The sequence below is a fragment of the Okeania sp. KiyG1 genome, from assembly GCF_014132355.1.
GTDB lineage: Bacteria > Cyanobacteriota > Cyanobacteriia > Cyanobacteriales > Microcoleaceae > Okeania.
This window is the reverse complement of sequence record NZ_BLZO01000110.1, coordinates 17,136-33,438: the sequence shown is the minus strand read 5'-3', so window position 1 is coordinate 33,438 and position 16,303 is coordinate 17,136. Positions and strand designations below refer to the sequence as shown.

Genomic DNA, 16,303 nt, shown 5'->3' with positions numbered 1-16,303 from the left:
AAAGCACATACCGCGTAAAAAGATACGGTTAGGAGTTCTATATTGATTAGCTGAATTTTTGTTGGTGTGAGTTGAGTGTATAATTTATATAATTTCTTGTTAAATAGTTAGGTAATGCGTCAAGGAAGTGTAGGGAGGGTGGGAAGTTGGTTCCTGTGGGAAGACGCTCGAAAGTAGGAGGAATAATTGTACCTGTATCTTTTTGGGAAGTGTCTCTCACCCGTCCTAACTTTTTAGTCTTAAAGGCTGAAAAATTTGCACCCCCTTCGCGACAAAAATGCGCTAAGGCAATATAATCTCAGTGCTTTTAGATTATATAGGCCTGCCCTACTTACTTATCCCACACTTTACGCTCTGCACAACCAATAGTTATAAATAATATCAAATCCGGTTAAATATAGTCATTCCAGTTAAGATTGAGACAAGGGTTTCTTGCCTTGAAAGAGTTTTAGCTGAAAAAGTTTTCCAGTCTTATTCAGAATGGCTATAGTTATAGATTGGTTAAGTAAAGAGGAGTTAGGAGTCATATCAAATCCGGTTAAATAACCTCACAACCAATAGCTTAAAATGCTTATTATCAGGTTATTGGATCTATGTGCAATTAGGCGGATTTGATATCAGGAGGAGAGAGAATCATAAACAGGACTTATATCATGTCCGGTTGAACAGTGATAAATAAATAACTACGGAGGAGTCAGAGTTCAGCAGTCAGAACTCAGGAGGAAAGAGGGAAGAAAGAAGAAGAACAGGAGAACAAGGAGAAAATTTTTTTATAACTAATTATCCGGACATGATATTACGCATGCTTCACCTTAAAAACGCCATATGTAGGGGCGTTAACGATAGTTATGCGAAGCAAATGGCATTTGCGCTCCGCAAAGCTTCGCTTTATATGTTGCGGAGCAAAACGCCCTCAGTGGATATATAGTTATTCTGAATAAGAATGGGGCACTTTTTCAGCTCAAACCCTTTCACAGCAAGAAAAACTCGTCTCAATCTAAACCAGAATGACTATAGTGTCCGTGCGTAAGTCCTGAATACTGAGAAACACCGATGCTACCGGACATGATATGACTCCTCCAAGTATGTCAAATCAGTGCCATTTCATTCGTATCTATGGCAGCTAAAACAGGATCTTGACTATCACGATCGCTAGTTTCAATAGTCTTTGAACCTGTTGCGGTCTCATCCTCAATCATATTACGATTGGATGTAGTTAACTCTTGAACTTCAATTTCAGGGATAGAAGTTAAGTCGTCTTCAGCAAGTAGGAACTCATCTGTATTGTCTGAGGGAGAGTCAGACCCACCATTAAGTAGTTTGTCATCTTTTGGTGTAGACTCCTCCTCACCAATGAGAGTATCAGTTTTCTTTTCCTTAGACGAGGGAGAGTCAGACCCACCATTAAGTAGTTTGTCATCTTTTGGTGTAGACTCCTCCTCACCAATGAGAGTATCAGTTTTCTTTTGCTTAGACGAGGGAGAGTCAGACTCATTATTAGATAGTTTGTCATCTTTTGGTGTAGACTCCTCCTCACCAATGGGAGTATCAGTTTTCTTTTGCTTAGATGAGGGAGAATCAGACCCACCATTAATTAGTTTGTCATCTGTTGGTGTAGACTCCTCCTCAGCAATGAGAGTATTAGCTTTCTTTTCCTGAGATGAGGGAGAGTCAGACTCATTATTAGATAGTTTGTCATCTGTTGGTGTAGACTCCTCCTCAACAATGAGAGTATCAGTTTTCTTTTCCTGAGATGAGGGAGAGTCAGACTCATTATTAGATAGTTTGTCATCTGTTGGTGTAGACTCCTCCTCAACAATGAGAGTATCAGTTTTCTTTTCCTGAGATGAGGGAGAGTCAGACTCATTATTAGATAGTTTGTCATCTGTTGGTGTAGAGTCCTCCTCAGCAATGAGAGTATTAGTTTTCTTTTCCTTAGATGAGGGAGAGTCAGACTCATTATTAGATAGTTTGTCATCTGTTGGTGTAGAGTCCTCCTCAGCAATGAGAGTATTAGCTTTCTTTTCCTGAGATGAGGGAGAGTCAGACTCATTATTAGATAGTTTGTCATCTGTTGGTGTAGAGTCCTCCTCAGCAATGAGAGTATTAGCTTTCTTTTCCTGAGATGAGGGAGAGTCAGACTCATTATTAGATAGTTTGTCATCTGTTGGTGTAGAGTCCTCCTCAGCAATGAGAGTATTAGCTTTCTTTTCCTTAGATGAGTTGGAAGCGATCGCTTTCTCCCCTGCCACAAACTCAGAAGTAATATCCTCCTCTTGTGCCACAGTTTCATCACTTTCAACATCCAGAACAGTTTTTAACTCCTCCGCATTAGTTTCAAACTCTGCTTCATCACTGCCACTAAAAGGGAAGAAATAAAAACCAGTCAACTCATCAGCATTCACACCCTCCACAAAAGCAAGTTGTTCCCCACTATCCAAAACACTAATCACAGCATTATCACTCGACTCCGTTTCCTCAGCAATTTCCAAATCCTCAAAAGTCAAATCTATTAACTCAAAGAAATCATCATCCACCTGGAAATTATAAATCGAATCATACCCAGCATTCTGCTGCAAAACAAACGTATCGCTACCACTACCTCCATGTAACTCATCATCACCTTTCCCACCATCAAGAATATTATCACCCTCATTGCCATGTAAAGAGTCCTTACCCTCACCACCTTCCAACAAGTCATTACCTGCACCAGCACTTAACTCATCATCACCATCCCCACCAACAATATAATCATCACCTTCCTCACCTTCAATAACATCATCACCCTCTTCACCATCAAGTAAGTCGTTACCTGCATTACCATTAATATTGTCGCTACCAGCACCTCCATAAGCTTGGTCATCACCTTTACCTGCCGTAATTTCATCATCCCCTTCACCACCTTCAATATAGTCGTGACCAACTCCAGCATCTAAAGTATCATTACCTCCTTTACCGTAGACTTGGTCTTCCCCTCCACCAGCTTTTAGCTGATCATCACCATCCCCACCATCGAGGTAGTCATCACCATCCCCACTATCAAGAGTATCTTTTCCTTCCTCACCAGAAAGTAAGTCGTTGCCTTTACCTCCATCTAACTCGTCATCACCCTCTCCACCATAAAGGTTATCATTACCATCTTCTCCAGAAAGGTCATCTTTACCATCTTGACCATAAAGTTCGTCCTTACCTTCACCTCCTGCTAATTCGTCATCGCCCTCACCACCTTCAAGATAGTCGTTACCTTCACCTCCTGCCTGAGTATCGTTACCATCTTGACCGTAAAGTTGGTCTTCCCCTGCTCCACCATCTAATTCATCATCTCCTTCACCACCTTCTAGGTAGTCATCCCCTTCTTTCCCTAATAACAAGTCAGCTTCTTTTCCTCCTTCAAGTATATCTTCCCCTTCTCCTCCATCTAAATAGTCTCGACCAGACTTACCTAACAGATGGTCGTCTCCTGCTTCACCTTTGAGTCGGTCGTCTCCTTTTCCTCCATCAAGGTAGTCCTCTCCTTCTCCTCCATCAAGGCGATCGCCTCCTTCTTCTCCATACATAAAGTCGTCGTCTGCTCCACCGTCGAGTATGTCTTGACCTGTTCCTCCCTTAAGGATGTCCTCTCCTTCACGACCATAAATGCGGTCATTGTCTTCATTACCTTGAAGCTCGTCGTTGCCTTTACCTCCATCTAGGTAGTCGCGACCCGTATTTCCTTTTAATTCATCGTCTCCATTTTCTCCGTAGAGGCGATCGTTACCTTCATTACCTTCAAGTGTGTCGTTTCCTGCTTCACCATTGAGGTAGTCGTCTCCTTCTCCTCCAGAAAGGGTATCGGTGTTGTTGCCTCCTCGGAGGTTGTCGTTTCCTGTACCACCTTTAAGTAGGTCTTTTCCTCCTTCTCCGAATAATTGGTCGTTACCTTGGTTGCCGTGAAGTTTGTCGTTTCCTGCACCACCTTTAAGGAGGTCGTTACCTGCTCCCCCTGTGATGTTGTCTTTGCCTTGTTGACCAAAGTTACGGTCGTTGCCTGCTCCTCCTGCTAATTTATCGTTGCCTGTGCCGCCTTCTAGGAGGTCGTTTCCGCCTTGACCTTTGAGGTTGTCTTTGCCTGCTTGACCGTAGAGTTGGTCGTTGCCTGCTCCACCTTCTAGTTGGTCGTTGCCTTCTCCTCCGTCTAGTTGGTCGTTGCCTGTTTGACCTTTGAGGGTGTCGTGGCCTGTTTCTCCTTCGAGGTTGTCGTTGCCTGCTTGGCCATCTAGTTGGTCGTTGCCTGCTCCACCTTTGAGGTTGTCGTTGCCTGCTCCTCCTTTGAGAGTGTCTTTACCTGTTTCTCCGTGGAGGTTATCGTTGCCTTCCCCACCGTCTAGTTGGTCTTTGCCTGCTCCACCTTTGAGGAGGTCTTTACCTGCTTGACCTTCTAGGGTGTCGTTGCCGTTTTGACCGTAGAGGCGATCGCTTCCTTGTCCTCCATCTATGAGGTCGTTTCCGCCTTTGGCTTTGATGAGGTCGTTTCCTCCTAGGCCACTGAGGATGTTGTTTTGTTTGTCGCCGATGAGTAGGTCTTCGTATTCTGAACCTTCGAGGTTTTCGATGTTTTTGAGGGTGTCTTTTTTGGAGTCTCCTGCCCAACCTTTACCTTGTTGGAGACTAACGTGGACTCGACTTTCGGAGGTGAAGTAGGAGGCGGTGTCGTTGTCGTTGCCTCCGTCTAGTTTGTCTGCGTTTTTGCCTCCGACGATGAAGTCGTTACCGTCTTCGCCTTTGATGTGGTCTTTTCCTTCTTCACCGAAGATTATGTCTTCTCCGTCCCGTGCTTCTATGATGTCGTTTCCTGTGCCGCTGTGGATGATGTTGTCTTTTTGGTCTCCTGTAACGGTGTCGTTGAAGTCGGAACCGATGACGTTTTCTGTGTTTAAGATTTGGTCTGTGCCTCCGAAACCGTCGTTTGCTTGGTTTTGTTCGAGGTTGACGTTTACTGCGTCTGGGTCTCGACGGTAGGAGGTGGTGTCGTTGTCGTTGCCTCCATCTAAGGTGTCGTCTCCGCTGTTGCCTATCATGATGTCGTTGCCTGCAAGACCTTCGATGCGGTTGTCTTTTTCGTTGCCGATGAGAACGTCGTTGAATTCTGAACCGATGATATTTTCTAGGTTGGTGAGAATATCTTTTGTGTCAAAACCGTCTTGAGCAGTGCCTTTTTCAATGGTAAAGTCTGGTTCGGTGTCGGTGGGGATGGGTTTTTCGGTGACTATGGTTGTGTGTTGCTCGCCTTCTGGGTTTTTGTAGTCTTGTTGTTCGTCGATATTGACTACTACTCCATTGGGTGAGTTGTCATAAGTGACTGTATCGTTCTGGTCTCCACCGTCGATCAGGTCGTTGCCTGCTTCTCCTTTGAGGAGGTCGTTGTCTGTTTGTCCGTAAAGTTGGTCGTCTCCTGCACCACCTTTGACGTTATCGTCTCCTGCTTCAGCGGTGACAATATTGGCTTCGTCATCGCCTGTGATGTTGTCATCGAATTCTGAACCGACAACGTTTTCGATGTTGAATATTTTGTCGGTGGCATCGAAGCCATCGGTGGCTGTGTTGGTTGCGAGGTTGACTTCTACTGCGTTGGGGTCGCGTAGGTAGCTAACTACATCTGTGCCTGCTCCACCGTCGAAGTTGTCGTTGCCTGCGTTGCCAATAACTAGGTCGTTGCCTGAGTTGCCGTCGATGTCGTTATCTTTTTCGTTGCCGATGAGAACGTCGTTTGATTCTGAACCGATGATGTTTTCTAGGTTGGTGAGGATATCGGTTGTGCCGAAGCCGTCTTGAGCAGTGCCTGCTTCTATGCTGAAGTTGGGTTCTAGGTCGGGGGAACTGGCATCATTAGACACCTCCAACAATCCCGATCTTTGAACAATGGAGTTTCTATTGGATATTGTTCTTGCTTCTATGCTTGAGTTGGGTTCTAGGTCGAGGGAGCTAGCATCAGAGGTGTCATTACTGTAGGTATTGGTTTCATCTATATTAACGACTACGCCGTTGGGGGAGTTGTCGTAGTTGACTGTATCTACATCATCGCCACCATCTATTTCGTCGTTGCCTGCTTCTCCCGTGAGGAGGTCGTTACCAGCTTCGCCGTTCAGCTCGTCATCCCCTGCACCACCTTTAACTTTGTCTGCACCTGCGCCTGCTGTGACAATATTGGCGTTATTGTCTCCTGTAATATTATCGTTGAAGTTTGAACCAACAACATTTTCGATGTTCAATATTTGATCTGTATTGCCGAAGCCATCGGTAGCTGTGTTGGTTGCGAGGTTGACTTCTACTGCATTGGGGTCACGACGGTAACTGACTGCATCGTTGCCTTCTTCGCCATCGAGGTTATCGTTACCTGCGTTGCCAATAACTAGGTCGTTGCCTGAGTTGCCGTCGATGTCGTTATCTTTTTCGTTGCCGATGAGAACGTCATTGAATTCTGAACCGATGATGTTTTCTAGTTCGCCAGAAACATCAATAGTTTCCTCAACAACTGTATTTGTTGCTTCATCATAGGTTGCCCTGGTAGCAGTAAAGTTAAAACTATCTTCAGTACCAAAGCCATCTTGAGCTGTGGCAGCGTCGATATTAAAGTTGCCTTCTAAGTCGTCTATTGCGCCTGAGTTTTGATAACCTTGTGTCTCATCAATATTAACAACAACTGCATCGGGAGAGCTTTCATAACTGACAACATCAACATCTTCACCGCCACTAATATTGTCGTTACCTGCTTCTCCCTTGAGGAGGTCGTTGCCAGCATCTCCTAATATTTCATCATCACCTATACCACCGTCTAATTCGTCTTCTCCTGTACCGCCACTAATATTGTCGTTACCAGCACGACCATAAATTCGATCATCACCCTCATCACCGAGGATAATATCGTTGCCAGCTTGGGAGTCATTGCTGTCTCCATAAAGTTCGTCATTGTCAGCACCACCATCTATAAAGTCGTCTCCAGCGCCACCATCAATATTATCTATTCCTGCTTCGCCAGAAAGTTCGTCATTGTCAGCACCCCCAGAAACATTATCGTTACCCTCTCCAGCATTAATAATATCTTCACCACTACCACCAGAGAGATTATCGTTTCCGGCTCTACCAAATATTCTATCGTTTCCACTATCTCCATTGATGACATCATCTGCTTCACCACCAGAAAAATCGTCATCTCCTTCACCACCAGAAAACTCTACTGGTATGGCAATATTTTCAACATCAATTTTGTCATCAAGTTGACCACCGTTAGCTTTAATATTATTCACTCCAGCGTAATCTTGAGAATATCCAATAGCATTAACAGTTATTGTGTCATTGTTTGGATTTCCTGAACCTTTGAGAATAAATGTCTCACCATTGTCAGTGGTATCAATAAATAACCGTAATTCCGCCCGTGGCCCCATATTTAATTCTAGAGTGCCACCACCAAAGCTTTCGGGACCTTCGTTTGCTAATATGGGATGTTGTTGAGGACAGGTTTCAATACCAAATTCGGCTAGGGTTGTTCTGGCAAATTCTCCTTCCCATTCTTTACCAAAGGGAGGCCAGCCAACTCGAGCGTAATATCCGAGAAACGCATCTAATTGACCACCAATATCAAATAAGCAACCTGGGTGGGAGTCAAAAATAGCTTTGAATTCAGACCCACGAATTTTACCGTCACTTATTCCTAAGTCATCACCAGATTCTCCTAAATCTTCCAAATCAACACCGATCGTTGCTTCAATGCCACCGTTAACTTCTGCTTTGGCAATAACTACATCCAGACCTACGCCTGCTTTGAGTTGTCCGCGAACTTCTAATTCCGGTAAATCTTCTGTGCCATTTCGATTATCACTAACGAAAAAGCCATCAAAAATTTTCTCTATTTCATCAAATTCATATCCTGTCTCAGACCACTGTTTTATTCCTTCTGAATCATATCCAAATCCTAGATTTAATTGGGCTCCTATTTCACCTCCAAAAGATACAGCGATCGGACCAACAATAGGAAATGAACCGTCTATACCAAAAGAAAAATCAAAGTCGGGAAGTTGGAATTCAAAAAAGTCTACATTTTGCCCAGTCAATAATCCAATTGCTGAAGTGGGATTATCTAATATTGGGAATGACAGAAACTCATCAATGGAGTCTTTTTTACTGAAGAATTCTGTTTGAGCTTGAAATTGACTAGAATTTCCAGGATTTTCTTCTAGGAATGCGTTAAACTCTTGTTCTAGTTCTGCTAGAGATTTCTCAGTTGCTGAAAGTTCTGCTTCTGCAATAGAAGTAGCGGAAGTTATATCAAAGTCACCCAGATTAACATCACCAATATTAATTCCTACTTCGCCTGAATCTGAAGAAATATTATTAACTATCTCAGATAAGTCTCCAATAAAATCAATAGCTTCTAATGCCTTGACGACGTTTTTAATAGTTGGGTCATCGGAAAATTCATTAGCTAAACCGAGTAAGTTATGGTCAGGACCTCCTAAATTTAATCTGTCTAAAATTCCTATTGGTTTTGTGAGAAAATCTGTGGCTGTTTGAATAGGTTCAGTAATTGCTTGAACTGGTTCAACAATTGGTTTGACAAAATCGCTGAGAAACGAACCTAAAAATATAGTTGTGTCATCAAAACTAACTTGAGGAATGGCATTATTTTCAGCAAAATCCCAACTAATATTCAAATCTGTACCAACTTTTGGTAGTGCTGCTGAGTCGCCAAGTTTTGAGACGAGATTTAATTTTATATCGGCAGAAGCACTGGGTTCAGTATTAATATTAAATTGAGCTGCGCCTATTTCAGATAATGTTAATTTACCGTCTGAATTTGGGTCTTGTACGTCAATAGAATAACCTGCATTTAGCTGACTTCCTTTGTCTGTAACATCAAGTAGCAAAAATCCCATTTCACCTTGTGCTTCTAAGCCCGGTAATGAAGCATTCAGACCAATATCTAATTCTTTATCTGCAGAAGTATCCAGGAATAAACCATCATCTGGTGTATAACCAAAACCTAAATTCAAATCAATACCTAAATCGACTTTTGCTTTCCCATCAGTTGTTAATCCTAACCCTGGAAAACCAATGTCAGAAGCTAAAGAAGTTTCTAAAGATTTACCTTGATTCAAATCAATATTAAAAGTAAAACCATTGGCAATATTACCAATACTAATATCTTGCCCTAATAAGTCTTCCAGTGCTTCTTCAATTAACTGTTTTGGTTGTTCTAATACATTGTCTAATAGCCCTGCTAATGGGTTAACCAATTTAGTTTCTAGTTGTGAGAGAATATCTTCTAACAAATTTTCTCCAGCTACACCTAGTTGATTAATTCCATCTTCTATCGCGCCTTGAAGTACCTCTTTAATTTCTGCTCCACTGGGTGGGTTTAGTATGGAATTCAGAATATTTTGAGGAAGAGATTCTGGGATTTGTTCAATATTATCTATAGTAGGAATAGCATCACGGAAAGTTTCTCGAATTATACTTAGGGGTTCATCCAAAACTTCAGCTAATAACCCACTAAACTGACCTCGTAATTCTTGGCTAAATTCAGTTATTGCTATTTCTAATACTGCATCGACTGTGGGAATTTCTCCTTTAAATATTTCCGGATTTAAAGATGTTAAAGCTTCGGAAATAGCTGTATCTAGTGCATCAGGAATAGCTATATTGCTATTAATTTCAGACTGAAATTTAGCAATTATTTGCTCTGCAACTGATGTAGGAATATCTGTAATATCTATCCCGGATTTCAGTACATTAAGCTGCTCTAGTGCATCAAACAGAACTTGTTTGACTTGTTCTGAAGACAGATTTACTAAGTCTTCTAACTGTTCTAATTGAACTATAATATCGTTGTTTAGGTCATTAAGAAATTTGGCTGCTTTGTCTGTAGATTTTTGCAGTTCATCGCCTAGTATAGGCAATTTTGTAAAAATTTGATTGTCAACTGCTGCTTGAATAACTGTTAAATATTCTTTTAAACCACTGGTTACTCCTTCTACTACTGTTTTAGCATCTTCAAGACCATCTAGAATGTCAGTTATTGCCCCACTAACTGTGTCGAGAAGGTCGTTTACATTCTGTTCGATTTGGATCTGCTGTCCGTCTATATTAACAACTTTAGTATCATCCTCTGTCTTTAACGCTTGTAATTCTTGTTCGTTTAATTCCACACCTTGTACCAAATGAGCAAAAATATCTCCTTCATCCCCAGCAGCATCAACCTGATTAATTTCATAATCCACAAAATGCCCAACTTCTTCCAATAGTAGATTGGCGATCGCTCCTTCATTTCCCACATTCTGACTAATATATTCTGTGGCTAAATAAATAGTATTATTAGCTCCGGCAAAAGCACCATTCCCACCATTAATCTCTGCTGCGGAGCGAATATCAATCTTTGGCAACCACTCTAAATTTTCTACTTCCCACTTCCCTCGTAAATCTTCTGCTTTTTCTCGGTCAAATTCCTTACCAAAAGCAACTTCAAATATTGGTAATAAACTCCCATCTGTAGCAATTAACTTCAAGCTCTCTTCTAAGCTTAATAATCCTGAATTCAAAGCAGATGCTTCAGACTCACTTAAAAACTGAGTTCCTACAATAGTATTATTCATTTTTTTCTCCTTAGTTATTTACCTAAATTGGCTAATTCTAAGGAGTCACCCTGATTATTTATTTAGTACCAAATACAATTGATTACTAAACTATTCATCTATTAATTTTAGGTAAGATTACTTACTTATAATTCCGTCTTTCTTGGGGTGGCTCCCTGGTTGTTACTCACACATCTTATTTTTAAATTAACATTATTTATCCGTATTATTGCCATTATTATTTAAATTTTTATATAGAAAGATTAAATTTTTCATTATAATTATTTACTAAATTTTACTAATTGTTAGTAAATAAGTATTTATACAGGTATTATTAGATAATGTTTGTAATTTCAGTTAGCCTCCTGGATAGGAACTGTGGACTTCAGTTATCAATTAAAGAACAAGAGTTTGTAACAAATTATTTATTTTCTATCTAAAACGCTCAAAAAGTAATAAATCGTGCTAAGATCGAAAAAAATCAATGTTTCAGATGAAATATGTCAGACCCAAAGAAGCAGCCTCCATCCTTGGAGTTGCAGTCTCAAGTCTCAGACGATGGGAAGAAGAAGGCAAAATCAAGGCAATCAAAACCCCGTCAGGGCACAGGAGGTACTCAATCGCAGAAATCGAACAAGCAGCAGGTTTGCCCAGGACAATTACCACTGTTTGTTATGCGCGAGTCTCAAGCCATTCCCAACGAGACGATATTGAGGGACAAATTGAACTATTGCTCTCAAGATTCCCAGAAGCAGAAATTGTATCAGAAATTGGCAGCGGACTTAATTTTAAGCGGAAGCGATTCCTCTCCATTTTGGACAGAATTTGCACAGGTGATATCAAACGCCTTGTCGTTGCCCACCCAGACAGACTCGTTAGATTTGGATTTGAATTGGTTAAGTGGCTATGCGAACGTAACGAGTGCGAACTCTTGGTTCTCCATGACAGCAAACAATCTCCCGAACAAGAACTCGTTCAAGATATGTTGTCCATCATCCACTGTTTCAGTTCGCGGCTTTATGGGTTACGAAGATACAAAAAAGAGATCGGTGAAAAAGTACGGGAAAAACCCATACAAAAAGAGTCAAAAACTGAGGCCAAATAGTGTTTTAAAAGTTCCAGTTTGGCCCAGTATTGAACTACATAAAATCTGGAAGCAATGGTTGGCTGCTTATCGTTGGGTTTACAATCAGTGTGTTGAGTTTTTTAATAATCAAAGAACTTTGCCAAAAGGGAAATCCTTAGACCAAGTAATTCAAAGCCAACAAGTTAAACCTGAGAATGAATGGACGATCGGGTTAGGAAAAACTAGACAAGAAGCTGTTTGTGAAGCAGAACAGGCATACAAACAAGCCAAAACTGCTAATAACGGTCAAAGTGTTCAATTGCGTTATCGTTCTTGTCGAAATAAATCCCAAGTAATTCAATTTAAAAACGATGCTTATCGGAATGGAACTTGGTTTCCTAAAAAAGTAAAAGGTATGCTTTTTTGTACTGCGATTGGATATCAAGTACCTCGTAATTGTAATTATGGAACTGAGCTGGTTTATCAACGAGGACAATGGTTTGCTTGCTTTCCTCAATACATTGAGCCAACGACTACTGGTTCCGATCAAGTTATTGCATTAGACCCTGGAAATAGAGCCTTTTTAACTGGCTATGATGGTGAAAACGTTTTAGAAATTGGTAAGGGAGACATCGGGCGAATTAACCGTTTATGCTCGCACCTTGACAATTTATTAAGTCGTGTGGCACTATCAAAAAACAAACGGCAACGTTATCAAATGCGCAAGGCAGCAACTAGAATGAGAAATCGCATTCAATATCTGGTAAAGGATTTGCATAACAAGGTAGCTTCAGTATTAGTTAATAGCTATAAGTTAATTTTTCTGCCTACTTATGAAACCTCTCAAATGGTTCTCAAATCAATACGAAAAATTAACCGCAAATCTGTCAGAAATATGCTCTCCTGGAGTCATGGAAAGTTTGCTTGTTACCTAGAACAGAAGGCAGCTCGCTCATGTGTTTTAGTAGTTCGCTGTAATGAAGCTTATACTTCTAAAACTTGTACAAACTGCGGTCACGTTCATAAGAACTTGGGTGGTTCCAAGGTTTATAAATGTCCTCAATGTGGTCATATAATCGCACGGGATATCAATGGCGCTCGCAACATAATGTTGAGAGCTTTGCAGGCTACTGCCTTCACTGTTGTCAATGATTCTATTGTCGTCAGTGATGCCATACCTACTGGAGCGCTTTAAGAATATTTAAGCGTTTTGATGAGGTTAAAAGTAGCACATAGTATTCAGAAAAAGAAAGAAGGGACAAACAAAAAATACAGCAGTTACAGCAATGTGCGCTGGCATATAGCAGAAGAAAGAAGGAAGAAGGAAGAAGGAAGAAGGAAAAGTATTACGTTGTCTGAGTTTTAAGCTTTTGACCTGTCCTAACCTTTACTTCGACTGCTATATTTACAAATTGCAGGAGGTGTCCAATAACTAAAAGTCTTATATTATCGGCAATTTATTCCCCTCCTGGGAGCAGGGCTAATTCATTGTCGCGCCTAGAATATTTACAACTCTATATTTTTGGTTAACTAACTCTACCAAGATGTACAAAATTTCAAAATTTCAAAGGATACAATTTTTCTCCCTTGACAATGAATTGACCTTACTTCCCCACTCCCCTACTCCTCCACTCCCCCACTACCCCACTCCCCTACTCCCCACTCCCCCCACTCCCCTACTCCATTTTTCTCTAGTGACAATAAATTGACCCTGCCTCCTGGGAGGGGAGGGGCGAGGGTGGGTTGCCTATTGCCTGTTGCCAGATGAGCTGCGCGCAGCGCTATACCAGAGCAACTCATGAGTATTGTCGCCTAGCCCACTCTACTGGACTGACACAGCTAAAATGGTACATTAGGTCATTGGGGTAGGGGGTAGGGGATGGGGCGGGTTTATCTAAATTTAATATTGAGCAATTAAGAATAGCGCACCAAGCAGCCCCTACCCGATACAACATTTTCGGCGTGTCACGCTTTTACTCGCCCACTCAATAATAAAATTATCCGACACCAACTCTACAGCAAAATTTATCGATATTTAGATTGTTCTGACAAAAAGCTTTCTAGTTTTTAAGGATATAAAAAAATGATGGTTTAACCTTCCGGACTTAAAACAATAGTTTAGAATTTAGTATTGTATAAATCGAAAAATGTTCTTAAATAGCCTCAAACAAAAATATTTCGGTAAACTGAAATAAATTAACTGTAGATAAACTAGGCAAAAAGAAACTTTTACTTATAATGTTGTCTAGATATACAGTAGATAAATATGTAATACCAAATATCAAAAAGTTTACTACATATCTTTGTAATGGAGAGATAAGGAGTGGTGAGATGGTAATCAAATATAGCGGTTTTCACAAGGCGTGAGGTACATTAACGATCCCCCTAAATTCTTCTGAAAAAAAGGGGACTTCCGGTTTCCCCCTTGTCAAGGAGGGGGAAGGGGGAAGTGGAGAGACTTCCAACAGTGTACCTGGCTAGCCTGAGAAATGCTATATAGCCAGAACTTACGCACGGAAACTAAATGTAGTGAGGGCAAATGCCATTTGCGTTCCGCAAAGCTCCGAATGGCGCCCCTACATATGGCGTTTTAAAGGTGAAGCATGCTTCAATAATTGATAATTGATAATGGATAATTGATAATTACCTCTCCCTAAAAGGAAGAGGATTGAATCAAAGGAAAATTTTTCTTGTTTCTCCTTAAAAGGAGAGGCTTTAAACCTTAATTATTCGGTAAGTCCTGATAGCATTATTATTCAGAAATGGTATAATAAAAGTTATACATAAATATAGTCATATATAGTCAAGTGATGTCAAAGATCTTCGTTGATTTATACAAGCATAGCTACTAAATATTTGACAAAATTTAATAACTCCAAGGCTAAAGGTTTAATAGTATAATGAAATTGGCACGCTTAGTTTCAGACTAAATAATCATCAAAATTCCGAAATCCTCGAATCCTAATATAATTTTAATCCCTTGATTTATGAAATTAGTTGAGAGACATATCCCATACAAAAAATCATCGGTTTTATCCTGAAATTGACCGACTGTGTTTATTGTCTAAAAATCTCTATAACTATTCTAATTATTTAGTTCGTCAGTCTTTTATATTTGAAAAGACAAATCTATCTTATTATGACCTGCAAAAAACACTATCTACTCAATCAGATTATCAAGCAATTCCAGCTAAAGTATCTCAACAAATCTTGATGGTACTAGATAGAAACACCGAAAAGTTTTTTAGCAGCAAACGAAGTTTATCTAAAGAACCCATCAAAGTTTAACGCTCGTGCTCGTCTTCCTAGATATAAAAATAAAATAACAGGAAGAAATCTTGTAGTTTATACGACACAAGCTATCAGCAAGAGGCAATTAAAACAAGGAATTATTAATCCAAGTTATACAGGAATTTATCTAAAAACATTAGTACCTACTTCACAAATTAAACAAGTTCGTCTCGTCCCTAGACTTAACCATTATGTAATAGAGGTCATTTATGAGAAATGCGAAAAACAATACGAGCTAGAAAAAAATCGTTGTGCCAGTATTGATATAGGATTAAACAATCTAGCTACATTTTCATGTCGGCGACAGCCGAAACTTTTAATAAGCGCCGGAATAAAACCCAAGAGTGATAAATGGCAGACCGTTAAAATCTATCAATCAATACTATAATAAAGTCAAAAGCTTCCTACAATCTCAACTCCAGGAAAATCAATCAAGTAAGAGACTAAAAAAGCTTATGTTAAAGAGAGAATTCAAAATCAATGACTATCTTCATAAATCATCTCGTTTGATTATTAATACCCTGATTAATCAGAAAATAGGAACATTGATAATAGGGCACAATGAAGAGTGGAAGCAGAAGATAAATTTAGGGAAAAGAAATATTTCATACTTTGTATCTGTTCCCTATAACTAAGTTAATAGAAATGTTATCTTATAAAGCCAAGATGGTAGGAATAGATGTAATTATTACAGAAGAATCTTATACCTCCGCATCAAGTTTTATAGATAATGATTTGATTCCTGTTTACAAGAAAGGTGAGAACAATCAAGTCACCTTTTCTGGAAAAAGAATAAAGCGATGCAGCGCGGCCAAGGGGGTTTCCCCATGAGCGACTGCATCAAGACAAAGAGGAATGCAATTGTACCGCAAGCATTGGATTAATCAATGAGTCACGTGAACGGTTCTCTAAACATAATGAAAAAAGCAGCTCCCTTATGTCTTTGACCATGGGATAGAGAAGCCAGTACGCCCTTGGGCGGGTGCCCCGACAGTCACGCAACTGGCGTGGTGTTGTAGTTCACCCAGTCAGGGTAACCCCTACAAAATAAGGATTAGTCATATTTGACTATATTTTTATGAACTATAACCCGGCCAACTTACCCATATCGATCACTGGTACATTGTTACCCAATTATTGCCATTGCAGATTTTCTAAATTGGGCATTTAACCGAATTAATACTTATAGATCCATATTTTAGTGCTGGCGATCGAATTATCCGGAAAGTACTCCTGAATTAGTTAATAAGTGGTGGAAGAGGAGATTTAAAGAGCAACCCTTAGAAATCTGAGAGTAACATAGATGAAGAAGCAAAAAAATTAGCGTTACCCATACTAACCA

Annotated in this window: 7 protein-coding genes; 6 read left to right on the top strand and 1 reads right to left on the bottom strand. The window is 40.2% G+C overall.

The features are described 5' to 3' along the window. Window positions 1-1,088 precede the first annotated feature (1,088 nt). A complete protein-coding gene (locus SAGCYANO_RS26160; RefSeq protein WP_202222765.1) occupies window positions 1,089-10,625 on the bottom strand; it encodes a hypothetical protein in 9,537 nt (3,178 codons plus the stop codon). Between the two features lie 472 nt (window positions 10,626-11,097). Between SAGCYANO_RS26160 and SAGCYANO_RS26155 the strand changes: the two genes are divergently transcribed. From SAGCYANO_RS26155 to SAGCYANO_RS26125, 6 genes are all read left to right on the top strand, one after another. Continuing rightward, the gene (locus SAGCYANO_RS26155) at window positions 11,098-11,709 is read left to right on the top strand and encodes an IS607 family transposase (protein WP_202222793.1); all 612 of its coding nucleotides are present in this window, start codon (window positions 11,098-11,100) and stop codon (window positions 11,707-11,709) included. Next, window positions 11,654-12,865, top strand: coding sequence for a transposase (locus SAGCYANO_RS26150; protein WP_237396704.1), 1,212 nt, complete (start codon window positions 11,654-11,656; stop codon window positions 12,863-12,865). Before SAGCYANO_RS26155 ends, SAGCYANO_RS26150 begins: the two co-directional genes overlap by 56 nt. Before the next feature lie 15 nt (window positions 12,866-12,880). Continuing rightward, on the top strand, window positions 12,881-13,036 hold the full coding sequence (locus SAGCYANO_RS26145) for a hypothetical protein (RefSeq protein ID WP_202222764.1): 156 nt from the start codon (window positions 12,881-12,883) through the stop codon (window positions 13,034-13,036). A gap of 1,631 nt (window positions 13,037-14,667) precedes the next feature. Then, window positions 14,668-14,958, top strand: coding sequence for a transposase (locus SAGCYANO_RS26135; RefSeq protein WP_202222762.1), 291 nt, complete (start codon window positions 14,668-14,670; stop codon window positions 14,956-14,958). A 347-nt stretch (window positions 14,959-15,305) separates the two neighbouring features. Further along, complete coding sequence (locus SAGCYANO_RS50670; RefSeq protein ID WP_202222761.1) at window positions 15,306-15,596, top strand: transposase; 291 nt, start codon at window positions 15,306-15,308, stop codon at window positions 15,594-15,596. Window positions 15,597-15,606: 10 nt separating this feature from the next. Continuing rightward, window positions 15,607-15,792, top strand: a complete 186-nt coding sequence (locus SAGCYANO_RS26125; RefSeq protein ID WP_202222760.1) for a hypothetical protein — start codon at window positions 15,607-15,609, stop codon at window positions 15,790-15,792. Window positions 15,793-16,303: the final 511 nt, after the last annotated feature.